22 protein-coding genes and 2 tRNA genes are annotated in these 25,130 nt (G+C 45.1%); all 24 read right to left on the reverse strand.

Translation table 11 applies throughout. The features are described 5' to 3' along the window. Nucleotides 1-2: 2 nt before the first annotated feature. Nucleotides 3-914 carry an ATP-grasp domain-containing protein gene (locus THIAE_RS07175; protein ID WP_157868708.1) on the reverse strand — a complete coding sequence of 304 codons (912 nt, stop codon included), beginning with the start codon at nt 912-914 and terminating at the stop codon, nt 3-5. Next, entirely contained in the window at nt 887-1,585 is a 699-nt protein-coding gene (locus THIAE_RS07180; RefSeq protein WP_006460553.1) for a class I SAM-dependent methyltransferase, read from the reverse strand. Before THIAE_RS07180 ends, THIAE_RS07175 begins: the two co-directional genes overlap by 28 nt. A gap of 5 nt (nt 1,586-1,590) precedes the next feature. Beyond that, nucleotides 1,591-2,301, reverse strand: coding sequence for a class I SAM-dependent methyltransferase (locus THIAE_RS07185; protein ID WP_006460554.1), 711 nt, complete (start codon nt 2,299-2,301; stop codon nt 1,591-1,593). A 242-nt stretch (nt 2,302-2,543) separates the two neighbouring features. Further along, entirely contained in the window at nt 2,544-3,641 is a 1,098-nt protein-coding gene (locus THIAE_RS07190) for a PDDEXK nuclease domain-containing protein (RefSeq protein ID WP_006460555.1), read from the reverse strand. Continuing rightward, a complete protein-coding gene (gene neuB, locus THIAE_RS07195; RefSeq protein ID WP_006460556.1) occupies nt 3,638-4,639 on the reverse strand; it encodes an N-acetylneuraminate synthase in 1,002 nt (333 codons plus the stop codon). Before neuB ends, THIAE_RS07190 begins: the two co-directional genes overlap by 4 nt. Continuing rightward, nucleotides 4,636-5,277, reverse strand: a complete 642-nt coding sequence (locus THIAE_RS07200; RefSeq protein ID WP_006460557.1) for an acetyltransferase — start codon at nt 5,275-5,277, stop codon at nt 4,636-4,638. The genes neuB and THIAE_RS07200 overlap by 4 nt, the downstream gene beginning before the upstream one ends. Beyond that, nucleotides 5,270-6,424 carry a LegC family aminotransferase gene (locus tag THIAE_RS07205; protein WP_006460558.1) on the reverse strand — a complete coding sequence of 385 codons (1,155 nt, stop codon included), beginning with the start codon at nt 6,422-6,424 and terminating at the stop codon, nt 5,270-5,272. The genes THIAE_RS07200 and THIAE_RS07205 overlap by 8 nt, the downstream gene beginning before the upstream one ends. After that, entirely contained in the window at nt 6,417-7,415 is a 999-nt protein-coding gene (locus THIAE_RS07210) for an NAD-dependent 4,6-dehydratase LegB (RefSeq protein ID WP_006460559.1), read from the reverse strand. Before THIAE_RS07210 ends, THIAE_RS07205 begins: the two co-directional genes overlap by 8 nt. Before the next feature lie 52 nt (nt 7,416-7,467). Next, nucleotides 7,468-8,781 (reverse strand): murein transglycosylase domain-containing protein, encoded by a 1,314-nt coding sequence (locus THIAE_RS07215; RefSeq protein WP_006460560.1) that lies wholly within the window; start codon nt 8,779-8,781, stop codon nt 7,468-7,470. A gap of 27 nt (nt 8,782-8,808) precedes the next feature. Next, a complete protein-coding gene (gene flgL / locus THIAE_RS07220; RefSeq protein ID WP_006460561.1) occupies nt 8,809-9,849 on the reverse strand; it encodes a flagellar hook-associated protein FlgL in 1,041 nt (346 codons plus the stop codon). A gap of 19 nt (nt 9,850-9,868) precedes the next feature. Continuing rightward, nucleotides 9,869-11,641 (reverse strand): flagellar hook-associated protein FlgK, encoded by a 1,773-nt coding sequence (gene flgK, locus THIAE_RS07225; protein WP_006460562.1) that lies wholly within the window; start codon nt 11,639-11,641, stop codon nt 9,869-9,871. 2 nt (nt 11,642-11,643) lie between these two features. Further along, on the reverse strand, nt 11,644-11,997 hold the full coding sequence (locus tag THIAE_RS07230) for a rod-binding protein (RefSeq protein WP_006460563.1): 354 nt from the start codon (nt 11,995-11,997) through the stop codon (nt 11,644-11,646). A 24-nt stretch (nt 11,998-12,021) separates the two neighbouring features. Next, entirely contained in the window at nt 12,022-13,143 is a 1,122-nt protein-coding gene (locus THIAE_RS07235; RefSeq protein WP_006460564.1) for a flagellar basal body P-ring protein FlgI, read from the reverse strand. A 36-nt stretch (nt 13,144-13,179) separates the two neighbouring features. Then, on the reverse strand, nt 13,180-13,887 hold the full coding sequence (locus tag THIAE_RS07240) for a flagellar basal body L-ring protein FlgH (RefSeq protein ID WP_006460565.1): 708 nt from the start codon (nt 13,885-13,887) through the stop codon (nt 13,180-13,182). Between the two features lie 11 nt (nt 13,888-13,898). Beyond that, complete coding sequence (gene flgG / locus THIAE_RS07245; RefSeq protein ID WP_006460566.1) at nt 13,899-14,687, reverse strand: flagellar basal-body rod protein FlgG; 789 nt, start codon at nt 14,685-14,687, stop codon at nt 13,899-13,901. 33 nt (nt 14,688-14,720) lie between these two features. Beyond that, nucleotides 14,721-15,458: a flagellar basal body rod protein FlgF gene (locus tag THIAE_RS07250; protein ID WP_239232457.1), complete on the reverse strand. Its 738-nt coding sequence runs from the start codon at nt 15,456-15,458 to the stop codon at nt 14,721-14,723. 207 nt (nt 15,459-15,665) lie between these two features. Then, nucleotides 15,666-15,742 (reverse strand) — tRNA-Arg (locus THIAE_RS07255). Nucleotides 15,743-15,816: 74 nt separating this feature from the next. After that, nucleotides 15,817-15,909, reverse strand: a tRNA-Ser gene (locus THIAE_RS07260). A gap of 72 nt (nt 15,910-15,981) precedes the next feature. Further along, a complete protein-coding gene (locus tag THIAE_RS07265) occupies nt 15,982-17,199 on the reverse strand; it encodes an aspartate kinase (RefSeq protein WP_006460568.1) in 1,218 nt (405 codons plus the stop codon). Nucleotides 17,200-17,253: 54 nt separating this feature from the next. Further along, nucleotides 17,254-19,851: an alanine--tRNA ligase gene (gene alaS / locus THIAE_RS07270; RefSeq protein ID WP_006460569.1), complete on the reverse strand. Its 2,598-nt coding sequence runs from the start codon at nt 19,849-19,851 to the stop codon at nt 17,254-17,256. A 39-nt stretch (nt 19,852-19,890) separates the two neighbouring features. Next, nucleotides 19,891-20,394 (reverse strand): regulatory protein RecX, encoded by a 504-nt coding sequence (locus THIAE_RS07275; RefSeq protein ID WP_006460570.1) that lies wholly within the window; start codon nt 20,392-20,394, stop codon nt 19,891-19,893. After that, nucleotides 20,378-21,421 (reverse strand): recombinase RecA, encoded by a 1,044-nt coding sequence (recA, locus tag THIAE_RS07280; RefSeq protein ID WP_006460571.1) that lies wholly within the window; start codon nt 21,419-21,421, stop codon nt 20,378-20,380. Before recA ends, THIAE_RS07275 begins: the two co-directional genes overlap by 17 nt. A gap of 148 nt (nt 21,422-21,569) precedes the next feature. Continuing rightward, nucleotides 21,570-22,064: a CinA family protein gene (locus THIAE_RS07285; protein WP_025299364.1), complete on the reverse strand. Its 495-nt coding sequence runs from the start codon at nt 22,062-22,064 to the stop codon at nt 21,570-21,572. Nucleotides 22,065-22,071: 7 nt separating this feature from the next. After that, a complete protein-coding gene (locus THIAE_RS07290) occupies nt 22,072-25,014 on the reverse strand; it encodes a CheR family methyltransferase (RefSeq protein WP_006460573.1) in 2,943 nt (980 codons plus the stop codon). Nucleotides 25,015-25,130: the final 116 nt, after the last annotated feature.

The following is a 25,130-nucleotide window of genomic DNA, read 5'->3' on the forward strand; positions in this document are numbered from 1 at the left end:
CTCTATCTCACATATAGTTCTTGATAAGATCGGAACATTTTCATGCCCCATTTTACTGGCTGAATATCAATAGGGTAATCTTTTACTATATGATTAATAATTTGCTCAACCCAATTATTGGTTGCCGCAAAAGATAACGCCATACCGCTTGCAAGACGCGGGTTTATTTCAATAAAAAACACACCGAGTTCATTCTCTATGCACTGAAAATTGACTGGACCTACAAAATGTATTAAACGGCAAATTCTTTCCACTTCGTTAATAATTTGGCGGTTATTTACCAGTTCACCCTGAGTAGACTTTCCTGCTATAACCCCTAACCGCTTTCTTGGTAAGATGTATAGAGGTTGTCCACTCTTATCACACAGTACGTCAATTGTATATTCAACGCCGTGAATTTTCTGCTGACTAATATAATCATGCATCTCAAAAGGATCCGTGGTTTCGATAATTCCCTTACCTCCGCGACCTCGACGCGGTTTTAAAAGCCTGTAGACCTGCTGTAAACTTGTTCTTGGTGTTCTGACATCGTTCTGCTCAAAAAACTGATAAGCCTTCCACTTATCTAAGAATATAGATAGGGTTGAAGCGGGAGAAGCGATTAAAGCGATATTACACTCTTTTAACCACACTTGCTGAGTCCAATCAAGTAACATGTCATCCAGACAAGGCAGTACGACCTCCACCTGATGCTTAATTAGTTTATATTTGACATCTAACCATAAATTATCATCTGAGGTTGGCAAAAACTGAATGTAATCATCACAAACAATAGACCCAGCATTGATTTCTGTAATATCAGAACCAACCGCTTGAAATCCAGCTTGTTTGATAGAATTGATAATAAATCCAGATGACAAACTACCAGAAGCTTCAGTTAAGACTTTCATAAATTTTTTAACACCAAGTGCCACCTAGAAATAAAGTCACCTGAATGAACATTGATTTTCTTAATTAAAAAAATTTCTTTAATTTCAAAGTAATGACTAATTAATGTGTTTATTTTGGAGTAATTGTAGTAGGATTGAACCGTTCCGTACTCATGTGCAGTAGTAACTACTTCATCGTCGCTATATTCTTTCGAATGCATGGAGTCATCTCCAGAAACCAAGTCGATATAAAACAATCCGCCTTTTTTTATCACTCTTGATGCTTCTGCCATACCTTGCTTTGCAATATCAAAGTACATGCTGTCAAAAACACCATGGCTAATCGCGAAATCAAAGTAATCATTTGCCCAAGGCATATCTGTCACGCTACTCGTAACAACTTTTGAGTCATCGACTTGTATATTTTTAGTTTCAAGCCATTTTTTTGTTAGCTTGATGGCCTCTTCTGAAAGATCTATAGCATGAATATCAAGACCCAGTTCACTTGAAAACACAACATGCCGACCACGTCCACATCCTATATCCAAAACACGGGGAATAGGTTCAAAATGACACTTATCTACAAATTTAGCCAAATCCACTCTTTTTCTTATGTACGTTGAAAAGAAACGAATTATTTCTTCATGTGGGTACATAACATGACCATCATCTTGTGAATAAAATTTTTCCCAAAACTCTTTTTTCAACTCTACCATAGTAATCACTCTATTATTGTATAGGAAATATTGGGGTCAAAATTGAACCGCTTTAACCTTAGAGTATTTAGTTTAAAGGCTTCAAGTAAAGCCTGTGTCTCACCCGGCCAATTGGGATTATTTATCTCATCAAATACTATAATCGCACCTTTTGGCATTCTAGGCAGCATGTGTTCAAGCAAGATTTTTGTAGGTTCATATAGATCAAAATCACACACTAAAAGACTACATAAAAAATGAGGATTTTCTTTTAAAAAACGAGGCACCGATTCAGCGACGTCGCCTTTTACTAACTTCAACTTATCAAACTGATTAAGAAATCGGTTTTCATCATAAATATATTTAAGCTGATTTAACTCTTCAAAAACATTAAATCCAGTATTAAACCCGCCAACCTTTCTTTGTTCATTTGAAGTTATAGTTTGCTCATCATTCTGATGCACACTTGGAAAACCTTCAAACGTATCAAAACCCACAATCCAGCGATCTAAAGCATAAGGCTCCAAGGCTGACGATAACTTTGCCCAACCTAATAGGCCCGCTCCATGATGAACACCGCCCTCCACAATTGAACCCTTTACATCCATCTGTAGCTTAAAAACTTCGTATCTAGCTAAAAATCTAGACAAACTCTGTCTTCGCGCGTACTTTTCAAATTGATCCAATTTAAGCTGCGTATCCGTTGGATTCGCATTCCATATATCATGTACTGCCATTACTACTCCCTCGGCTAGCTAATTAAATGTCAGTTGTTTAACTCTTTTCAAACTATATTAAATTCTTAATAAGATTCATCACTGACCGCGTCTGCATTGATGCCTGCTCTAAATGTATCGTACGACCAGCTAATTTCTGCAGACAGTGTCTGCAGTTTTGTATTTTACTTTCGACTCGATAAACGTTTTACCACCAGGCCTGGTTGTTTTTTGCCACGGATGAACACGGATTTGCGCGGATGTTATTTTTCACTAATATTCTCCGCTGCTAGCTCTTTTAAATCGTCTTTTACCAAAGCTTCTAGCTCTTTGGTACTGGGCAGCATGATTTGGTATTTGGATACAAATAGGTTTTTATCCAAGCCAGCGGTAGCATACTCTACTTTGATATTGTTTTTTTCGGTGCACAGTATGATGCCGATGGGCGGGTTGTCGCCCTGCATGGAAATTTCGTTTTTGTAATAGTTTAGGTAAAAGTTCATTTGTCCGACATCGGCATGGCTAAAAGCTCTGACTTTTAGATCGACTAATACATGGCATTTGAGTATGCGATGATAAAACACGAGATCAATCCGGTCGTGTTCGTTTTCAATCGATATTCTTTTTTGTCTGGCTTCAAAACAAAACCCTGTGCCGAGTTCGAGTAAAAAGGCTTCGATGTGATTCAGCAAGGCCGTTTCTAAGTCGGTTTCGCTGTAGGTTTGCTTTGGTTCTAAGCCGGTAAATTCAAGAATGTAGGGTTCTTTAATTATCGCTGTTGGATTAAAAACTTCAGTTTTGTTTTCTAACGATTGCAGTAGCGCTTTTTTATCAATGGATAAGCCGACACGTTCATAAAGCAAGGATGCAATTTGCCGTTTAAGTTCCCTAACACTCCAGTTGCCTTTTATGGTTTCGACTTCATAGAAAGTGCGCTTGAGTTCGTCGTCGATTTTGACCAATTCAATAAAATGGGTAAAGCTACAGCTTCTTAGCAGTTTTTCTGCAGGCACTTTTAAAGCCGATGACGATTGGTCAATCACTGATTGACTTATTTCTATATCGATTTTGAATTGGTCAGTCAGTGATTGACCAATTTGTGGATAGGTTAGATAAAACTGGCGCATGAGCTTTAATGCAGTAACTGACATCCCTTTGATATGGGCGAGTTTTTGCGCTAGATTCTCTATAAGCCTGATACCATAGGCGGCTTTATCGCCACCGTTTTGCTCATATTCGACTATGTAATAACCTATCACGAAGTTGCGCAGGGTTAGGTTCACGCTCACGCTTTGCAAAGCTTTGGCTTGAAAGGTTTGGTGGACCGTGTTAATTGTGGTTATGAGGTTATCGAGGTTCATATCAAATCATCTGCCTGATAATCTTTTTGCGCGACTTGGCCGATGATTTCGTTCCACCGCATCGGTGAAATACCCAGGCCTGGTCGTTTGACGGTGAGGTTGTGTTCGCTAAAGAGGTCGCCTTTTTTAATGTCGGTAAGGGCTACGAGGCTTTTACGGGCAACCTGCCTATTTTTTTGTTCGTTGGCGCTTGGGCGTTTGATAGCATCTCCAAGCGCGATTTCAATATTGCGAATGGCTTTGACCATCGCTTGGAGTTCTTGCGGCTCTAAGCTGGCTTTGTGATCGGGGCCGGGCAGGTTTTTATCGAGCGTAAAGTGTTTTTCAATAATCGATGCGCCTAAAGCAACCGCTGCGGTCGGCACTTCGATGCCCGGCGTGTGATCAGAGTAGCCCACCTTGACTTTGAATGCCTGTGCAATCGTTTGCATGGCGGTTAGGTTGACGTCTTGCATTTGGGTTGGGTAGTCGGTGGTGGCGTGTAAAAGGGTTATTTTATCTTTATCTGTGCCCGATTCGATTAACAGGCTTAAAGCCGCTTCAATGTCTGCGAGCGTTGCCATACCCGTTGAGAGCACGATTTGTTTGTTGTACGCGCCAACCATTTTTAAATACGGATAGTTAGTAATCTCACCCGATGGAATTTTAAACCGCTTCACACCTAGGCTGTTTAAAAACTGAATGCTCGGTAAATCAAACGGCGTGGACATAAATTCAATCTGTTTTTGCTGGCAATAACCAACCAATTCATGATGATCCGCCTCGCTGAGTTCGAGGCGTTTTAGCATAGCAAACTGGCTTTCTTGTTTACCTGTATTTGCAATTTGATAGTCGGCTTGTTGGGCTGATTTGGTGACGAGATTTTCCGCTTTAAAGGTTTGAAATTTTACCGCGTCTGCACCGCACTTTGCCGCCACATCAACCAGTTGTTTAGCCAGTTCTAGTGAACCGTTATGGTTAACACCGGCTTCGGCAATAATAAAAACTGAATGTCTCATTTCGTCTCCAATAAACGCCCTTGATTTACGTAACAACCCGACCTGGTGATGTTATTTAAAATTAACGCGCCCGCGCCAACCATTACGTTATCGGCAAGTTCTACGCCTTGTTTAATCACCACGCCGCTGCCGATAAAACAACCGCGCCCGATTTTGACGTCCCCGTTAATTTTGGCACCGGTAGCAATATGGCAATCATCGCCAATCACTACATCATGCTCAATTAACGCTTGGCTATTGATAATGCCGTTTTGACCTATTTGTGCGCCAGCATTCACCAACGCCTGATGCATCACAACTGTACCCGCCCCAATGATGGCATGCTGTGAAACATAGGCTAAGGGAGATACCAGGCCTGGTTGTTTATAGCCTAGCGTTTTGAGTTGTTCAAATAATCTCACCCTTGGTTCGGAAAGCCGAATTTGCCCGATGGTTACCAAGGCATAATCGTATTGTTTTCGCAGTTCAGGCAAATCCTCATCACAGCCAATCACCGGATAACCCAACACCGTTTTCACCCCGGAGTCTTGGCGGTCGATAATCCCCGCAATCTGCCATTCACCTATCTGCTCAATGACATCAATAGAGGCCTTGCAATGCCCGCCTGCACCCACCAATAAAATCGATTTTTTAGCCATCACAACGCACCCCGCTTGGCACATTCACTACCCGCGCTGCCAACCAGTCGGTATTCGTCATGTCGGTGCGCAAACAATCGACATAGATTGCCAGTTGATGCATCGGTGTCCATAAAGGCCTAGTTTGAATATGTTGGCGGTTACTGAATTCTAAAAACGCGTTACGTTCGGCTTCAGACTCGCATAACAGGGCGTTCAGCCAGTAATTCGACTGAGTGTTTGTTGGTTCGTTCAGTACCACTAGGCCTGATTGTTGTTGATATGCCTGTGCCAAAGCGCGCTTTTCTGTCAAAAAAGCCGGCAGCTTTTGCATTTGTGCTACACCCAGCGCGGCATTAATATTCGGCATACGCAAATTATAAGCCGGCTCATCGTGTTCAAATAACCAAGCATGCGGCACTTTGGCGGTGGTGCTTAAGTGTTTGGCGTGACGAGCGAGTTCGGCATTATTGGTAATCAGCATGCCGCCTCCACCGGTGGTGATGACTTTATTGCCGTTAAAACTAAACACCCCAACTTGGCCGAAACGTCCAGTATGCTGACCTTGATAAAAACTGCCTAAACTTTCAGCCGCATCTTCTACCAGCGCAATATTGTGTCGGTTACAAATTTCTAAAATCGCGTCAATACGCGCAGGAAAACCCAAGGTGTGCATCGGCACACAAGCGCGAATCACCCGATCGGTTTGGCGATGCACGCATTCACCGTTTTGTTGTATCGTCTGTTCGGTTAAAAAATGGTTAAGTGATTCAGGACACAAGCCCAAGGTTTCGCGCTCGACATCAACAAACACCGGATCGGCTTGATGCATTTTGATCGCGTTCGGCGTGGCAACAAAGGTTAAAGATTGCGTGATGACCAAATCATTTGCCTGCAATCCAATCACCTTTAACGCCAAATGCAACCCCATTGTGCCATTCACCACCGCCACCGCATGTTTAGCGCCAGTAAAATCGGTAATTTGTTGTTCAAACTCAGTCACGTATTGCCCGACCGATGAAACAAAAGTCGAATCAATGCAATCCACCACTAAACGTTTTTCGGCCTCGTCAAAACAGGGCGCATGTAATGGAATTAAGCCTTCCGCTTGCTGATAATGTTGGCGAATAAACGCCATCATAGACAACCAGGCCTGCTGGTTAGACATTGTAGCGCCCAGTTTTATAGGCTTTTAAATTTTGCGGCTGAACAAACCAGTTGATGGTTTGTTGCAGTCCGCTTTCCAGTGAGGTAGTTGGGCTATAGCCGGTCAAGGTTTTTAACTTGGTATTATCCCCCCACAAACGAAACACCTCAGAATCTTTCGGTCTTAGACGTTGCGCATCCTGCACAAACTCGACGTTTGAACCCATTAAACGTTTAATCAACTCCAAGGTATCTTGAACTGAAATTTCGTAATTTGAGCTGATATTAACGGTTTTGCCAATAGTGTTGTCGCTGGCCATTAACGCCATCATGCCTTGACAGGTATCGCTAACATAATTAAAGTCGCGCGTCGGGCTGGTATCGCCTAACTGAATTTGGGTTTGACCAGCGGCAATCTGACCGATAATAGTCGGAATCACCGCCCGTGCCGATTGCCTTGGGCCATAAGTATTAAACGGTCGCGCAATCGTCACAGGGGTTTCAAACGCCAAAAAATACGACATCGCCATCGCATCCGCGCCGATTTTACTCGCGCTGTAAGGTGATTGCGGCTGCATCGGATGATTTTCATCAATCGGAACATATTGCGCTGTGCCGTAGGTTTCCGAAGTGGAGGTATGCATAAATCGACGCACGTGTTGATCACGCGCTGCCTGCACCATATTCAAGGTGCCGGTCACATTGGTATCGACATACGAACCTGGCGCAATGTAAGAATAAGGAATGGCAATTAACGCCGCCAGATGAAACACGGTATCGATGTTTTTGCAGATTGTTTGACACAAAAACGGATCACGAATGTCACCGCTGATAATCTCCATCTCATTCGCTAACGGGCTTTGATCCAGCCAGCCCCAAGTATTAAACGAATTATATTGCACAAGCGCACGAACATCCGCGCCCGCCAATACAAGGGCTTCAACTAAATGCGATCCAATAAAGCCATCAGCCCCTGTCACTAAAACCTTTTTGCCCTTCCAGAATTTTGCCATTTAAATGTCCAATCAAATAGATTTTAAGTGTTTCAGCTAAAAACAAACTCCCTCACCGCGCGGCTAACAATGGCTGGGCATCGCGCCCCAACCAGGCCTGGTAATGCGCCTGAGTATTAAGCACTTTAGCAAGGTAATTACGCGTTTCGGCAGAGGGATGATGCTGACCTATACGCTGTTTAACCTGTGCCGTGCTCAACCGATTTACCTGCCGCATTGCTGACTCCATATCGTTGCCAAACAAAGGCCATACCCGATTTAACCCACCATTGTAAGCGGCAATCACCAAAGCCGAGCGTGTGCTAGGATCATTCACAGCGGCAAAATACTCATGGTAAAGCAAACCCAGATAAGCGGTACCAATGCGAATATTTTGCTCTGGATTAAATAGCACACTGCGGGTGGGCATTTGATTAATCCCATCAATTTTTTTATACACATCTAGCCCGGCAGCATAGTCTTTAATTTGCATTAACCCGAGCGCATTGGAACGGCTGACGGCCCGAGGATTAAAATTACTTTCTACCTCCATCACCGCAAACACCAACGCGGGTGAAACCTTAAACTCATTTGCATATCGCAATACATAAGGTTCATAGGGTTGAGCGACCAAGGGCAAATTCGACTGGATCAACGGAATGCGGATTTGCGCAACCCGCTGCCCCTGACGCTCGACCCACTCCATGCGTCGCTGAATTAAAAACTGCGCATAAGCATGGGCTTGGATTGGTGTGGTAACCGCCTCTTGACGGTGATCTAACACACGTCGGTATAGGGTTGGGCGGGCCTGTAAATTAAGTGGCTGGGTCGATAACCACTGCTCTTCCTGAAACAGCTGGTCAGTCAACATGGCACGGGCTAAAGCACGCATCATCGCGGTCTGTTGTTGCGCCGTTTGGGCACTAAACTCAAACGTAATTACATCATTATTAATCGCCACAAATACCGGTGGGCGAGTTACAAAGTTAACCGTTTGCTGCAAAGTTTCACTGGGGCTTACTGCTAGCGATGTTTCAAGGGTTACGGGAGCCGGTGCCGCGACCAGCTCTGTACTGGTGGTTATAACGGCTGTTTCAGGAACAACCGGCTCTTGGATGATTTCAGCGGAAGGTGCGGGTTTGGGCGCGTGCGGCCTTTGCACACTCGTTATAATCGCAAGTGTCGGTTGAATAGTGTTTGATGCAACCTGTGCTTGCGATAAGGGTTGCTCAACCAATAATGAGACATCACTATCATGACGTTGTTGCAACTGCGCAAGTGCATAACCCGATACCCAAAAAAGGCCCAACACCACCGAGCTGATCTTTAACCAGAATCGGGTGGATGGTTGATTTAAGTGGGATAAAAAAGTTGTTCTAGCAAGCATGGTTAAAACCTCGCCCGCTAGATTCATTTAGCGGGGATTAATAAAGTTAAATAAATTCAGTTGTTGCACCCTAACAAAGGTTTGTTGAGCCACTTCTAAAGCAGCTTGGGTTAGGGTTAACTGTGTAATTCCTTTAGCCAAATCCTGATCTTCTAGCGCACCACGTCGAATCGTAAGGGCAATTTTATATTCCTCACCAGCATCAGCGGCCATCTCAATTCTATTTGTTCGCACACCAATCGCAGTTAAGCTAGAGGAAAATTGATCAATACCCGATTTTAAATCATCAATTACCTCTGAACTCGGTGGTGTACCCGCCAATAACTGCTCACGCATCACAGCCATGACATTGTAGATATTCGAATCAACCGGTGGCACTCTATTGGCCGTACTTTGAAAATTGTTAGCAAAACCCGCGCCAAACACCTCTGAACCTACCTCACCAAGTCGAATTCGTGCTGGATTTTGAGCAGGATCAGGGCTGACTTGATCTTGCCCTTCAAAACTTATTTGTACGGTACGGTTTGCCACTGAAGCTTCAGGCCGTGCAAAACCGGCCATCGGATTGGCGAGATCAGGGTCAATATTGCCGATGTATATTAAAAAACCGGGATTAGCTGAATCCTCAACAAAAGGACGATCGGCAACGTTATTGCCAGAAAATAAATATTGACCTTGGCTGTTACGAGTTTGCATTTCAACTTGCATGGCCTGCATCAACTGCTCAATCTCAACCGCTGCCTGCTGTCTTTGTGTAGGATTAAACGTACCACTGGCCATTTGTAAGGCAATTTCACGGGTTCTTTGCAAAATATCAGTACCGGAATTCAATACCGTTTCTTGCAATTGCAGTTCCGCTTTGGCAGTGTCGCCATTGTTTTTAAACTGATCGATTTGTCTTATATTTTGATTTAAGATTTGAACCTGAAAAGAGCCTGCTGCATCATCACTTGGACGGTTAATACGTTTGCCAGTAATAATTTTTTCTTGAATTTGAGTTAAATCACTTTGTTGACGCTGCATAGTTGCCAAGCCGTTCATAAAACTATAACTGGTCGATGTTCTCATGGCTTTTCCTTAGCTAAAATTAACTTCTTACTGCACCAAGCAGGGTTTGAAATAATGATTGCGAAGTCTGAATCACCTGAGCAGCCGCCTGATAAGCCTGTTGAAAACGCAATAAATTTGCCGCCTCTTCGTCCAAGTTAACACCTGAAACACTTTCACGCTTTTGCAGCAAAAAATCAAATGCAGTGGATGTCGATTGAAACAGAGATTCACTTCTATTTACATAACGGCCAATATCGGTGGTTACTTGAGCATAACCTTGCAAAATGCTCATTGTGGGCTGACCACCAACGCTATTGAGTAGCTTTTTATTTTGTAGTGCTGCCAAATTAGCCACATTCAAGTTGTCGCCAACTGCAGCAGGTGTAGCAAGATCGCTTGGATCAAGTTGTAATGGATTTTGACCGCGAGTGGCTAACTGATCCGGCGTACTCAAATTAATACCAAATTGTTCAATCATACCACGATGGGGAGAAACCTGAAATCTGTCCCCTGGCGCAACATTGTCAACATTGAACCTTAGTCCCTGAAAATCCACAAAATCATCGGTTGCAGGGTTAAATGCCGTTAACTGCACTTCACGTGTGGTCAAATTAGTAATGCGCAAATCAGTGCCATCAAAATCGATCTGGTAACTGGCAGGTTTTAGCTGACCTATGGCAGTAAAGCTGTCGGCCAAAACCTGTTGCTTATCACCGTATGTGAGTGTTGGATCTGTTGGATCAAAACTTGGTAACGCAAGCTCAACGGTTACGCTGGAAGTGGCACTATTACCCTGCTGCGCAAAAGCATTAAAGCTTAAGGGTGTAAAAATCGCTTCGCCTGGGTTTCCAGCCGCATCCCAGCCTTGTTGGTTTTGTACGTTTTGAGCCGCCACAAAACCATTGAGCACCATACCTAAGCGCTCATAGGTTTTATCGAGCAAGTTATCTCTTACTTCCAATAGGCCACCCAACTCACCACCACCCCGTAAAAGATCACTCACTTGCGTGGTTTGGCCGTTTAAAGTAACAAAGACTTCATTGCGTTCGCGCCCAGGATAGTTATCTGATTGCACCTGTAATGGAATAACTTTGTTATCAGCAAGTAGCGGAATGCGATTATTAGCGGAAAAAACTTCTACCGTGCCATCGGTATTTATTTTGGTACGAATCCCTACTAACTCACTTAACTCATAGGTTAACTGGTCTCGTTTATCGAATAGATCATTGGGCTCTTGCATACCACTTGTTGAAGCGGTTTTGATACCAAAGTTTACTTCCCGCAACTGAACTAAGCGCTCATTAATATCGGTCGCAAGCTGGCTCATTTGGTTATTTATTTGCGCTTCAGTTTGCGCTAAAACTTGCTGGGCTGAGTTCACTGTAGCCACAAGGGTATTCGCTTGATCAAGTGCTTGCCCTTTGAATATTGTAGATTCTGGGTTAGTAGCCAGACCTTGTAAGGCGTCAAAATAACCAAGCAAAGCCGACTGCATGCCAAGGTCTACACTACCCAATGCCCCTTCGATTTGATTAGCCAAACCTAAACGCGTTTCAAAACCCTTAACTTCTGAGTTTGAGCTGGTTAATTGCTGAAATAAAAACTCGTCATACATCCGCTCAACTTGCTTACTAAAGGTACCGGTTCCGTTAAAACGGCTCACCAGTGAGCCTGCGCTGGTTGCTTCAAATTCAACGCGCTGACGGTTATAGCCCTCGGTATTCACGTTGGCAATATTATGACTTGTCACCTGTAACGCACGGTTAAATGCAGTAGTGGCAGAGGTGGCAATCGTGAGCATGTCAGCCATAATTAAATCCTATTCAAGCGCTGGTTTAGATAAGCATCGGTGGTTGCCATTGGCAAAGTCGGTGCTAATTGTTCTACTATAAGATCGGCCAAACCGACAGAACCTTGAGCCGCTAAGTGCTGAGAAAGTTGGCTGTGATATAAATCTTTGTAGGTATCGTAGTCAGAGCCTTCTAACCAGCCATCGTCAAAACGCGTTTGGTGCGCCGATTTTAAAATCTGCTGGAGCATCATGGCCTCGAATTGCTCTGCAACCGGACGCAACGCGCTTTGCTGATCCTCACGAGCTTGGCGCTTTAAATCGCCAAACCCTTGCAGGTTCATTACGTTTTGGTGGTCCATACTTACTAAGCCCATCTAATCTCTCCGCTATGGCTTACTTTAAATAATCATTAGTTCAGCACGAAGTGCGCCAGCTTGTTTTAACGCCTCTAAAATGGCAACCAAATCACTCGGTGCTGCACCCACTTTATTAACCGCATCGACCAGTTCATCAAGCGTGACCCCGGAATCAAACTTAAACATGCGTGAACCACGCTCTTCTACATCAATCTCGGTTCCAGGCACCAACATAGCTTGACCTTGTGCAAATGGATTAGGCTGACTGGGGTCCAAGGTTTCTTCAATTCTAACCACTAGACCACCATGACTAACCGCAGCCGGACTGACCCGAACCGTTTGACCAATTACGACCGTTCCGGTTCTGGAGTTAACTATCACCCGTGCGGCACTTTCACCCAATGCCACTTCAATATTTTCTAAAATAGACATAAAGGCTACTCGTTGATCCGGAATACGAGGTGCCATGACTTCAATTGATTCCGCATCCAGTGCACGTGCTGTGCCTGATCCCAACATATCATTGATAGCATTAGTCACGTTGGTTGCCGTCGTAAAATCAGCCCGATGCAAGTTAAGGGTAATGGTGGTGCCGGTACTAAAACCGCTTTGTACTTCACGTTCAACCAAAGCACCGTTAGGAATGCGTCCAACGCTCGGTACGTTAATCGTGACACTTGAACCATCACGACCAGACGCATCTAGCCCCCCAACCACTAAATTGCCCTGGGCTAGCGCATAGATTTGATTATCCACCCCTTTAAGAGGCGTCATCAGCAATGTACCGCCCTGTAAACTTTTAGCATTACCCAGTGATGATACGGTCACATCAATGGTTTGACCCGGTTTTGCAAAGGCTGGCAGACTGGCATGAACGGCCACTGCCGCGACATTCTTAGCATTGGTTCTCACGCCTGGCGGTACATTGATACCAAATTTATTCAGCATACTAATTAAACTTTGTTCAGCAAAGGGCGTGTTATCACCCGAACCATTTAGCCCCACGACCAAACCATATCCAATCAATTGGTTTTCTCGGACACCGGCAACATTTGCCACATCTTTGATACGGGATTGGGCTTCTGCCCAACTACTCCATAACAAGACAACCACCATTAAGATGAAACCAAATGTTGCTTGCTGTTTGTTAATTAAATTTTGCATAGTGACTTACCCAATAGGTTATTTAAAGCGGGCTATTTAAAGCGGCCAGAATTTGGTTAAAAAGCGGGTAACGGCACCGGGTCGAGTTGTATTGCCTGACACACCGGTATCGCGATAAATTAAGCGCACATCGGCCACCTTAGTTGACTCAATAGTATTATCTGGACGAATATCTTGTGGTCTAACAATACCGCCAAAACGAATGACTTCTTCACCATTACCTACCGTAATCCACTTTTCGCCTCGAACGACTAGGTTGCCGTTAGGAATCACTTCGACCACAGTAACGGCCACTGAACCCGAAACAGTCGAATCTTGCTTGGAGTTGGCATTGCCGGCAAAGTTACTGTTTGAACCATAACCAATACCACCACTACCCAAACCATCAAATACTTGACTCGGAGAACGACCCAACAGGTTTAGCGGAGTAGATACCCCAAAATCTGCATTGGTGTTACGGTTATAGTTGGTTTGATCACGACGATTGGCATTGAACTTTTCTACCAGATTAATGGTGATAATGTCGCCCACGCGGTGCGCTCGCGCATCATTAAAAAACGTCATCGCATTCGCTGAGTGAAACAAGGAACCATTAACCGGTGCAGGTACTTGACCCATATTGGCTGGAAACGCCGGCTCATAATTAAAGTCTTCCAATCGTTCGGGGGTGGTTGAGCAGCCCGTTAGTAGCACCAGGCTTCCAATTAGCAGGCCTGCTAGACTTTGTTTAAATTTATCAGTCATCTTTCACTCACCTAAATATTGTTATTAAGGTATTGCATCATGCCGTCTGCAGCAGAAATGGCTTTTGAGTTCATTTCATAGGTACGTTGTGCTTCAATCATGCCAATCAGCTCTTCAACCGTATTGACGTTAGACGCTTCTAATGCACCCTGAATTACCGCTGCAGCATCATCAACATTTGGGTTATTAACCAGTGGCGCACCGCTGGCAATCGTTTCGTAGTACATGTTCTGACCAATGGATTCCAGGCCAGCCGGATTGATAAACGTGGCTATTTCCAACTGACCTAGGTTTAAAGGTTCTGGGTTACCCGGTTCTGTAGCAAACACGGTACCATCACGGGCCACAATGATATTGAGCGCATTAGCAGGAATCTGAATGTTTGGCTCTAGCGGATAACCGGATGTTGTCACAATGTCACCATTTTGGTTTATTTGAAATGAACCATCACGGGTGTACATAATGTTGCCATCTGGATCTAATACGCGAAAAAAACCCTTACCATCGAGCGCCAGGTCTAATTGGTTATCGGTGACCATTAGATTGCCTTGAGTATGAATCTTTTGCACCCCAACCGCCTTGACCCCTACACCGAGTTGCAAGCCCGATGGCAAGGTATTAATTTCATCCTGAGTACCTTGCGCACCTGGCGCACGGATGTTTTGATAGAGTAAATCATCAAACTCAGCGCGACCTGCTTTATAGCCCGTCGTATTGGCATTGGCGAGGTTATTGGAAATAGCCGCCAAACGAAACTGTTGGGCCTCTAAACCGGTTTTTGCAACATACAGTGCTCTCATATCAGACTCCTACTAAACGAACCATGGTTTGAATTAACCACGAATCGATAAAATTTGATTAGTTGAAGACGCCAAATCACTGGCCGTTTTCATCATCTTAACTTGCATTTCATACTTTCGGCTCAGCTCAATCATCGTAGTCAGCGCTTGCACCGTATTCACATTACTGGTTTGAAGTGCGCCACTGACCATTGGTACATTGGCCTGCTCTGGTAATTCAGCACCTGCAACCAGGCGAACTGAGCCATCTAAATCTTTCATTAATTGATTTAAAGGCGGACTAACAAGGCGCAACTGATCAATTACCACCCATTCATTAGCACCCGCACCCGCTGGAATCAAAGAAATCGTACCGTCACTGCCAATCGCCACATCATCGTATGGCGGCAAGGCAATTTGACCCCCAGCGGCATTTAAAACCGGCTGCCCTTTAACATCAACAAGCAGGCCTGCTTCGGTCACCTGCAAACTGGCTGAACGCACATAGGCTTCATCTTGATTACGATTGAGCACGGCAAAGAAGCCATCACCATTAGTGGTGACATCAAGTGGACGACCGGTCACCTTAATGGCACCTGGCGTGAAATCTGTGGCAGGACGCTCATCCATTGAATAGGTACGACTTTCCCAGCCCGGCCCTTGCAATAATTGCGCCCGAAACTGATTAAAGTCCTGCATAAAACCATCGGTATTAGCATTGGCTAGATTATTGGCATTGTTTGCCTGAGAAAAGGCTACTTCTTTGGCGCCGCTCATGGCAATAAATAACATTCGATCCACAGCACATATCCCCAGTAACAATCAGACGATTAATACTGGGGTTTAAGCAAGGCTTGTGCCAAAACAAAAAGTAATGGGATATGGATTGATTAAGATTAGTTCAAATGAATATGGAATCCATACTAGGGTATCCAGCAGTCATTTCAAGAAGGGGGAAACAAAAAACCCCAGGTTAATCAATAACCTAGGGTTTGAATATGGCGCGCCTGAAGAGATTCGAACTCCTGACCGCTCGGTTCGTAGCCGAGTACTCTATCCAGCTGAGCTACAGGCGCGTTGTGGTTGCGTATTATAGAGAACTTGTAACAAGTGTCAATCTAATTTTGCATTTTTTTAAACTTAAAATGAATGGCGGAGACGGAGGGATTCGAACCCTCGATAGAGCTACAAACCCTATACTCCCTTAGCAGGGGAGCGCCTTCAGCCTCTCGGCCACGTCTCCACATTCAAGTCGCGTATACTACAGATAAAACGCAACGAAGTAAAGCCCAAAATCTGATTTTGGGCTAGGTTTTTATGCCTTGTCTAACTCAAATTTCTGATGCAAGCTTTTGACCGCTTTTTCAAGCTGATCTTCCTGCACGACGACCGAAATTTTAATCTCTGTCGTCGCAATCATATGGATGTTAATATTTTCTTCCGCCAAAACCTGGAACATACGGCTCGCAATACCGACATGTGAACGCATTCCTACACCCACCATTGACACTTTCGCAATGGCGTCGTCATAGACAACTTCGCGCGCGCCTAGGATTTTAGCAACCGCAGTCAAAATATCCTGCGCTTGAGCACGGTCACCACGTGGCACTGTAAAGGTAAAATCGGTCGTGCCATCTTGGCCTTGGTTTTGGATGATCATATCAATTTCGATATTGGCATCGGCAATCGGGCCTAAAATTTGATACGCCACACCCGGCTTATCCGGCACACCCAACACTTGTAACTTAGACTCATCACGATTAAACGCAATCCCTGAAATAAGGGGTTTTTCCATAGTATTTTCCTCAGAAGTAATCAGGGTACCGCCGCCATCCTGCAGCGATGACAGCACACGCAACGGTACTTGGTATTTACTGGCAAACTCCACCGAACGAATTTGCAGAACTTTGGCGCCTAGACTCGCCATCTCTAACATTTCATCGAAGGTAATCGTATCTAAACGGCGCGCTTCTGGCACGACACGTGGATCAGTGGTATAGACGCCATCCACATCGGTATAAATTTGGCATTCATCCGCTTTTAACGCCGCAGCTAAGGCGACCGCGGTGGTGTCTGAACCACCACGACCTAGGGTTGAAATATCACCATTAGCGGTGACACCTTGGAAACCGGCCACCACTACCACTTTGTTTTGGTCTAGTTGCTGACGTATTTTTTCAGCATTGATACTATCAATTCGTGCCTTAGTATGGACTTCATCGGTTTGAATCGGCACTTGCCAACCGGTGTAAGAAATGGCGTCATAACCCCGCTCTTGCAACGCCATACTTAGCAATGCAATCGTGACCTGTTCACCTGTGGTCAGCAACATATCCATTTCACGCTTGGAAGGACGTGCCTGCATGGTTTTGGCCATATCGACTAAGCGATTGGTTTCACCCGACATGGCCGATAAAACCACGACCAGTTGATGACCTTCATCAACAAACTTTGCCACCTTCTTCGCCACATTTTGAATGCGCTCCAGTGAACCCACTGACGTTCCGCCGTATTTTTGGACAATAAGTGCCATCTAATCTTTTGCCTTTATTTTTTGGTTATGTTTTATAAATATCTCGCTTACAAACTACAAGCGCTCTTGCAGCCAACCACTGACCGACAATAATGCGGCGGGTAAACCCGCTGGGTCTTTACCCCCAGCTTGGGCCATATCGGGACGACCGCCGCCCTTACCCCCCACCTGTTGAGCGACAAAGTTCACCAATTCGCCCGCTTTAAACCGGTTGGTTTCCGCCTTACTCACACCAGCCACCAAATTCACCTTATCACCCTGTACCGAGGCCAATAGAATCACTGCAGGCGCTAGTTTATCTTTTAGGCGATCTAGGTTCTCACGCAATAGGTTCATATCCGCACCGGGCAATTCGGCCGCCAATAAGTTTACGCCACCCAGCTGCTGAACCTGCCCAGCGAGTTGGTCGCCTTGTGAAGCCGCCATCTCGGCTTGCATCTGCTGACACTGCTTTTCAAGCTCTTTGGTTTGGGTCACCAGGCCTGCTACCTTATCAAGCAAATGGGCTTTATCCGCTTTCACCAACTCTGCTGCTTGGAGTAACGTCGCTTCTTGTTGATAAAGCACCTCCCAAGCACCATGACCGGTAATCGCTTCAATACGGCGCACACCAGAGGCCACCCCGCCCTCAGACAAAATCTTAAACGGCCCTATTTGTCCCGTGGAATGCACATGCGTACCGCCACATAGCTCAATGGAGAACTCGCCCATATCAACCACGCGCACGACATCGCCATACTTTTCACCGAATAAGGCCATGGCGCCCATTTGTTTCGCCGCATCGATATCCATATGCTGAATACCCACCGGGTGATTGAGCATGATATTCTCATTGACTAAACGTTCAATTTTTTGCAACTGCTCGGCGGGAATCGGTTCAAAATGACTAAAGTCAAAACGTAAACGATTTGGCGCGACCAATGAGCCTTTTTGCCCGACATGATCACCCAAGATTTGACGCAGTGCCGCATGCAATAAATGCGTCGCAGAATGGTTGCGCTCAGAATCACGACGCGCGACCACATCAATATGGGCCTCAACGTGTTGATCTAGTGCAATATGACCCGCTGTCATCTTGCCGAAGTGCAAGAAGGTATTGCCTTGTTTTTTGACATCATCGACATGGAAGCTGGCCATATGCGTGCCAATAAAGCCCACGTCGCCAACTTGGCCACCCGACTCGGCATAAAAGGGCGTCTTATCTAACACCACCAGGCCTGCTTGACCTTCATCAAGCTGATTCACCGCTTGGCCATCAACAAACAAGCCCACGACCTTGGCATGCGCCTGATCATTGGAATAACCAACAAATTCAGTCACCGCTTGGCAATCAATTCGCACAGTTTGGTTGCCGCCAAAACTATTGGCAGCGCGAGCGCGCTCGCGCTGTGCTTGCATAGCTTGCTCAAACCCTGCTTCATCAAGGGTTAAACCGCGCTCACGGGCAATATCAGCGGTCAAATCAACGGGGAACCCATAGGTATCATAGAGTTTAAAAATCGTTTCACCATCAATTTGCGTGGCCCCAGCTAGGCCAGCAATAGCTTGCTCTAAATGCGCCATCCCATTTTCAAGCGTTTCCGCAAAACGTTCTTCTTCTAACTTCAGTGCACGCGTCACCTCTGCGGCCTTGGCCGCAAGCTCTGGATAAGCCTCACCCATTTCGGCTACTAGCGGCGCAACGAGCTGATGGAAAAACGGTTGTGTTTGACCAAGCTTATAGCCGTGACGGATTGCTCGGCGGATAATGCGTCGCAACACATAGCCACGTCCTTCATTTGAAGGCAAAACACCATCGGCAATAATGAACGCACAAGATCGAATATGGTCGGCGATGACACGCAACGAGCTCAATGAAGTATCGGATTGACCGGTTAATTGGGCGGCAGCGTTAACTAGGGTTTTGAACAGATCAATATCATAATTGTTATGAACACCCTGCAAGACCGCTGCTAAACGCTCCAAGCCCATACCGGTATCGACTGAAGGCTTAGGCAGTGGTGTTAGCGTACCATCGGCTGAACGATCAAACTGCATGAACACTAGGTTCCAAATTTCAATATAGCGATCGCCATCTTCATCTGGCGTACCAGGTGGGCCACCCGGAATACTCGGGCCATGATCGTAGAATATTTCACTACAAGGACCACAAGGACCGGTATCACCCATTGACCAGAAATTGTCTTTTGCGCCACAACGAGAAAAACGCGCTGAACTGACCCCTAATTCCTTAAGCCAAATATCTGCCGCTTCGTCGTCTTCCTCAAACACCGTTACCCAAAGTTTTTCGGCGGGCAGACCCAAACGCTCAGTTAAAAATGTCCAAGCAAATTGAATGGCTTCAGGTTTAAAGTAATCACCAAAACTAAAGTTACCCAGCATTTCAAAAAAGGTATGGTGACGCGCCGTGTAGCCCACATTTTCTAGATCGTTATGCTTACCACCAGCACGAATACAACGCTGAACACTGACTGCCCTGGCATAATCTCGCACCTCTTGCCCCAAGAAAGTTTCTTTAAACTGCACCATGCCCGCATTCGTAAACAACAAGGTTGGATCATTACCCGGAATAACTGGGCTTGAGTGCACCGGATGATGGCCTTGTTCGGCAAAGTAATCAATAAACGCTTGTCTAATTTCTGCACTGGTCATGTTTAAAAAAACCTAATTGTTTCAAAATAAAAATACAGGTTATTCGGCATCAAACGCCTGATAACACTGGGACACCGAGAAGCCTCGGCTTTGTAAAAATCGTAACCGCCGCGCAAACTCTTTGCGCTCGGCAGGTCGGCGCGTATCACCGAACTTTTTTGCTAAGGCTTGTTTTGCCAACGACTGCGATTGCACCGCATAATCGCGCAATGCCTCATCAATCAAATCGATCCGACCACAAGATTGCAAAAGGGCCTGACGACATTTTAATTCGCCCTGCCCTTTTGCTTGCGCCATGCGTAAATAACTTTCTACATAACGCTGATCAGATAACCAGTTTTGGGATTCGCAATAGTCTAATGCTTGTGACAGCAAAGTTTCAAGCTGTGCACAGTGAGAAAATTTTTGTTGCAACTTTTGCGCTAGCTCTTTGCGAGCGTGCTCGCGTCTGGCCAGCAAGCCCTGAGCACGCGCCACAATCTGCTGCAGCCGACAATCGGTTCCCTGCGCCGGTTGACTAGGTTGCTTAATCGGCCACCTCATCTAAAGAAAACTCGGCTACGGGACGCGCTGAGGCCGGTTTAGCCAACAAGCGCGCCTTCAGCTCAGTTTGCAAGCCTTCTGACACGGCCGGATTATCTTTTAAATACTGACGAACATTGTCTTTGCCTTGGCCAATTTTTTCGCCATTATAGCTATACCATGAACCGGCTTTATCAATAAGACCCTCTTTAACGCCAAGGTCAATAATTTCGCCTTCACGTGAAATACCTTCACCGTACAAAATATCAAATTCAACTTGCTTGAATGGCGGGGCGACTTTGTTTTTAACAACCTTAACACGGGTTTCGTTACCGAGAATTTCCTCCCCCTTTTTGATCGCGCCAATACGGCGAATATCCAAACGAACCGAGGCATAAAACTTAAGTGCGTTACCACCCGTTGTGGTTTCAGGACTGCCAAACATCACGCCGATTTTCATCCGAATCTGGTTGATAAAAATCACCAGCGTATTGGTGCGTTTTATGTTCGCGGTCAATTTACGCAAAGCCTGTGACATTAAACGCGCTTGCAGACCCATATGGGAATCACCCATATCGCCTTCAATTTCAGCTTTAGGCGTTAATGCCGCTACCGAGTCGATGACCACGATATCTACCCCACCGGAGCGCACCAACATGTCGGCAATTTCTAACGCTTGTTCACCGGTATCCGGCTGCGACACCAATAGATTATCTACATCGACCCCTAGCTTTTCAGCATAGCTTGGATCAAGCGCATGCTCGGCATCCACAAACGCGGCAACACCGCCTTTTTTCTGCGCTTCGGCAATTGCATGTAAGGTCAGCGTGGTTTTACCCGATGATTCCGGACCGTAAATTTCAATGACACGGCCTTTTGGCAGACCACCTATTCCCAGAGCGATGTCTAAGCCCAACGAGCCGGTTGAAATTGCTTCAATATCACGCGAGGCGGTCGAGTCGCCCATGCGCATAATCGAACCTTTACCAAATTGTTTTTCAATTTGACCTAATGCCGCTGCGAGGGCTTTTTGCTTGTTTTCATCCATCTTCTATTCCTTGTTTGGCGGGGCATCGTTTTAATGCAGTCAATTGTTCATTTGATGCGCGAAATGGCACAGATTATCCCACAGTATTGCAACCATTTAAAAGGATTTTAACAAAACCCAGCCTTTAAAATAAGTATTTTTACTTATTTTAATTGAGCAGCTTCAACAATCCTTGCAGGCCTGCTAAGGTTGTTTGCTGACGAATTGCGTGGCGGTCACCATCAAAACAAAATCGCTGACTGATACAACTGACACCTAGCTCTGCTCGATAAGCCCACGCCATCCAAACCGTACCAACAGGTTTGTCCGGCGTGCCGCCGCCTGGTCCCGCGATGCCACTGCAAGCAATCACAAAATCGGCCTTGGAATGACTGATCGCACCACGCGCCATCTGCTCAACACAGTCTTCACTGACCGCACCTAACTCCGCCAGCAAGGTTGTTGAAACATCTAATAATTGCTGCTTGGCATCGTTACTGTAGGTCACAAATCCCCGATCGAACCACCCAGAACTGCCAGGTAAATCCGTCACGACTTGCGCGATCATTCCTCCGGTACAGGATTCAGCCGTGGCCAACCAGGCCTGCTTAGCCAACATCCGTTCAGCCAAAACCATGACACTGGCCGCAATTTCTTTATCCATGTTTATATCAATGTTCATCAATATATTGCTCTAAATTTTTCCCCAAATAACTTTGGGTGATAATGAGCGCATACTCTTCACTGCCGCTGACCTGCGCGATATGCAGCAAATAATGCTCTATATGTTTGTCTGCTATCACCTTTTTAATCGGAATAGCGATAAAGGGCTGGCGTCCATCCAACACTTTTTTTACTTCACTTAATACCCGTTGATAAAAGTCATCACTATCATCAGGATAAAGAGCCAAGCGCGCCTGCATATACTCCTGATTTATTAATCCATCATCAAACCCCATGCGTTTAGCCAACTTCTCCCAAGCCATGTTGGTTAATGCAATAGTGCCATCTAGTCTCAACACAACCAGTTCTTCTGGCAAGGCATTAATAATTTCTTGTAATCGATTTTTATCGTGAATCACAGTGACATCAACAAAGGTTGCAAGCGCTCCCCTATTAGGTAAGGAGGGGATTGAATAAGGCAGAATACGCATTAAAAAAACACGTCCATCAACCGATCTTACTTCCTGCTCCCAGCGTTCAGCAGAGTTGAGCGTAAGCCTGAAAATTGCTTCAATATCAATATCCACTAGCTGATGGTGAATATCAGTTAATGGACGACCAATATCCGATTCGCGAAACTTAAATAAACTTAGCGCATCCGGGGTAAAGCGCGTTACATTAAGGTCATAATCAACAAACACAGTCGCCACGCCTACCGCTTTTGCCATAGAATCAAGATCAGCATTTACTTGGTTAAGTCGCACCATTTTCTCTTGAAATTCTGCATTGACGGTGTTGAGCTCTTCATTAACCGACTGCAACTCTTCGTTTGAGCTTTGCAGCTCCTCATTCGCTGCCATCAACTCTTCATTTGTAGCTTGCAACTCCTCATTAGCGGTTTCAAGTTCTTCGATCGTAGCCTGCAAGTTCTCTCGTGACGCAGTTAACTCTTTCTGTAACAGCTCAATACGGTTCTGAGTGACTTCATCAAGATTAAATTGTTCAACTTGAGAGGCATAACTGTCTTGCGATGGTGCTTCAAAAACTAACAGTGCGCAACGCTCAGTGACCCTTTCAGTAAAGGGGCGCACAATCATTCTGACCAATGACTGCTCACCTGTAACGGCTTTAAAGCCAATAAAATCAGAGTGTAAATCCGTATTATCTTTGATCGCTTTAAAAATCAATGCACTTGCCACAGGTACAACTTCTTCGGGCAATAAACGCGATAAATTCATACTCGCCATACCTTGCCGAATCCGAATATAGGGCTGCACATTCCCGTACAGGTGCAAAACGTCCATCTGCTCATTAATAAGCAACGCTGGCGGGACATATTCATCAAGAATCAGCTGAAATGCCTCTTCTAATATATATTGCTCTGCTGAGTTTGTTGCAACTCGCGGCTCTAATGCAATGGGTCTAGTCACCCTTGGCTCCATCGCCATAGGCTGACGCGCTTCAAACTTTGGGATAGGAGGGGCATCTAACAAGTAAAGCGCCGCTTTTGAGACCCGCTGAAATAATTTAAATTTAGTATGAATCACTTCAAAACTTTTCGAGCTGTAACCCAACGACTCGCTCGAACCCAGAAACAAGTGACCATCGTGTTTCACAGCATATTGCAGGCGGTCTAAGGCTTTTTTTTGTGCATCAGCTTTGAAGTAAATCAAGGTGTTTCGACAAGAAACAAGATCCATACGCGTAAAAGGTGGATCCACCAACAAATTATGACGTGCAAAGACAATCATTTGACGAACATCGGCGTTGATGCGATAACCCTGGTCTATTTGAGTGAAATAGGTCTTGAGCCGCACCTCATCGACTTCGGCAGCAATCGAATCAGAGAATACGCCTGCCGAAGCACGTTCAACCATTTGCGGATTGACATCCGTCGCAAAAAACTTAATTTGACAATATTTTTCTAATTCTTCAAACACCTCAAGGAACAAAATCGCAAGACTATAAACTTCTTCACCTGATGAGCAACCCGCACACCAAACTCGCAACATTTGATTGGGTTGAGCTTTTTCAACCAGCGGACGAATAACGTTACATTTTAAAAATTCAAACGCTTCAGTATCCCTAAAAAAACGCGTTACAGGAATAAGTAACTCACGAAATAAACTGACCTGCTCAGTGCTGTCTTTTTCTAAAAAGTCAATGTAGCTGCTAAGTGTGGGATACTGCTTAACCTGCATACGTCTTTCTATTCGACGAGATACCGTTGCCATTTTATAGGCTTCAAAATCAATGTTACTTTGTCGTTTAAGTAGCTGAAATAACCGATCAATGGGTAGCGGACTATCCTGTTGGCTGGCTGCCGTTTTTTTAAGTAATTCTTTTTCTAACTTAACCTCTTGGGGATTAAGAAGATAATCTGTAACACGTGGCGGCATTTCTGCAACATCAATAACCTCATCGACAACACCCGTTGCAATAACGCTTCGTGGCATGCCATCAAACTTGGCGGTTGAGGGCGTTTGTGCTATGACAAACCCGCCCTCTTCGTACACCGCTAACGCACCCCGCGCACCATCTGAGCCTGTACCGGAAAGTACAATTGCAATCGCATTTTTGTGAAAAAACTTCGCCATTGATGTAAAGAAAATATCGATTGGCAAACTTAATATATGGGGTTGTTTATCACGAAGTTCAAAACGATCGCCGTTAAGGCGCATAGTGACACCAGGAGGAATCAAAAACACTTTTCCAGCAGTAAGTGCCATGCCTTGTTGAACCGTTACGATAGGGAGTTTGGTATGTCTAGCAAGCAAGTCAGCCATCATACTTTTGTAATCTGGCGACAAATGTTGTATCACAACATAGGCTACATCAAGGTCGACAGGACAATGTTTAAAATACTCTTCTAGAGCTTCTAGTCCACCTGCAGATGCACCCAGCGCGACAATATGCTGTGGCCTGAGATCCTGTTCAATTTTGTTTGACACTATAACCTCGTGCTGTAAAAACTTTGTTATTCAATTTAATCTTATCTAAAGCCAATTAAGCAACTTGCCTAGCTTTTTTATCGTATAATTTCATAAAAACTAATGACGTCCTTAAG

This window comes from Thiomicrospira aerophila AL3 (genome assembly GCF_000227665.2).
Lineage (GTDB): Bacteria > Pseudomonadota > Gammaproteobacteria > Thiomicrospirales > Thiomicrospiraceae > Thiomicrospira > Thiomicrospira aerophila.

Bases quoted from the DNA above. Each gene is read 5' to 3' on its own strand.
- alaS (WP_006460569.1), bottom strand. From the start codon at position 19,851: ATGACCAGTGCAGAAATTAGACAAGCGTTTATTGATTACTTTGCCGAA.
- THIAE_RS07230 (WP_006460563.1), bottom strand. From the start codon at position 11,997: ATGGGCTTAGTAAGTATGGACCACCAAAACGTAATGAACCTGCAAGGG.
- flgK (WP_006460562.1), bottom strand. From the start codon at position 11,641: ATGGCTGACATGCTCACGATTGCCACCTCTGCCACTACTGCATTTAAC.
- THIAE_RS07240 (WP_006460565.1), bottom strand. From the start codon at position 13,887: ATGACTGATAAATTTAAACAAAGTCTAGCAGGCCTGCTAATTGGAAGC.
- THIAE_RS07205 (WP_006460558.1), bottom strand. From the start codon at position 6,424: ATGTCTAACCAGCAGGCCTGGTTGTCTATGATGGCGTTTATTCGCCAA.
- neuB (WP_006460556.1), bottom strand. From the start codon at position 4,639: ATGAGACATTCAGTTTTTATTATTGCCGAAGCCGGTGTTAACCATAAC.
- THIAE_RS07250 (WP_239232457.1), bottom strand. From the start codon at position 15,458: ATGTTATTTATTGCCATGAGCGGCGCCAAAGAAGTAGCCTTTTCTCAG.
- THIAE_RS07200 (WP_006460557.1), bottom strand. From the start codon at position 5,277: ATGGCTAAAAAATCGATTTTATTGGTGGGTGCAGGCGGGCATTGCAAG.
- recA (WP_006460571.1), bottom strand. From the start codon at position 21,421: ATGGATGAAAACAAGCAAAAAGCCCTCGCAGCGGCATTAGGTCAAATT.
- flgL (WP_006460561.1), bottom strand. From the start codon at position 9,849: ATGAGAACATCGACCAGTTATAGTTTTATGAACGGCTTGGCAACTATG.
- THIAE_RS07275 (WP_006460570.1), bottom strand. From the start codon at position 20,394: ATGAGGTGGCCGATTAAGCAACCTAGTCAACCGGCGCAGGGAACCGAT.
- THIAE_RS07285 (WP_025299364.1), bottom strand. From the start codon at position 22,064: ATGGATAAAGAAATTGCGGCCAGTGTCATGGTTTTGGCTGAACGGATG.
- THIAE_RS07190 (WP_006460555.1), bottom strand. From the start codon at position 3,641: ATGAACCTCGATAACCTCATAACCACAATTAACACGGTCCACCAAACC.
- THIAE_RS07185 (WP_006460554.1), bottom strand. From the start codon at position 2,301: ATGGCAGTACATGATATATGGAATGCGAATCCAACGGATACGCAGCTT.
- THIAE_RS07180 (WP_006460553.1), bottom strand. From the start codon at position 1,585: ATGGTAGAGTTGAAAAAAGAGTTTTGGGAAAAATTTTATTCACAAGAT.
- THIAE_RS07210 (WP_006460559.1), bottom strand. From the start codon at position 7,415: ATGGCAAAATTCTGGAAGGGCAAAAAGGTTTTAGTGACAGGGGCTGAT.
- flgG (WP_006460566.1), bottom strand. From the start codon at position 14,687: ATGAGAGCACTGTATGTTGCAAAAACCGGTTTAGAGGCCCAACAGTTT.
- THIAE_RS07265 (WP_006460568.1), bottom strand. From the start codon at position 17,199: ATGGCACTTATTGTCCAAAAATACGGCGGAACGTCAGTGGGTTCACTG.
- THIAE_RS07215 (WP_006460560.1), bottom strand. From the start codon at position 8,781: ATGCTTGCTAGAACAACTTTTTTATCCCACTTAAATCAACCATCCACC.
- THIAE_RS07235 (WP_006460564.1), bottom strand. From the start codon at position 13,143: ATGCAAAATTTAATTAACAAACAGCAAGCAACATTTGGTTTCATCTTA.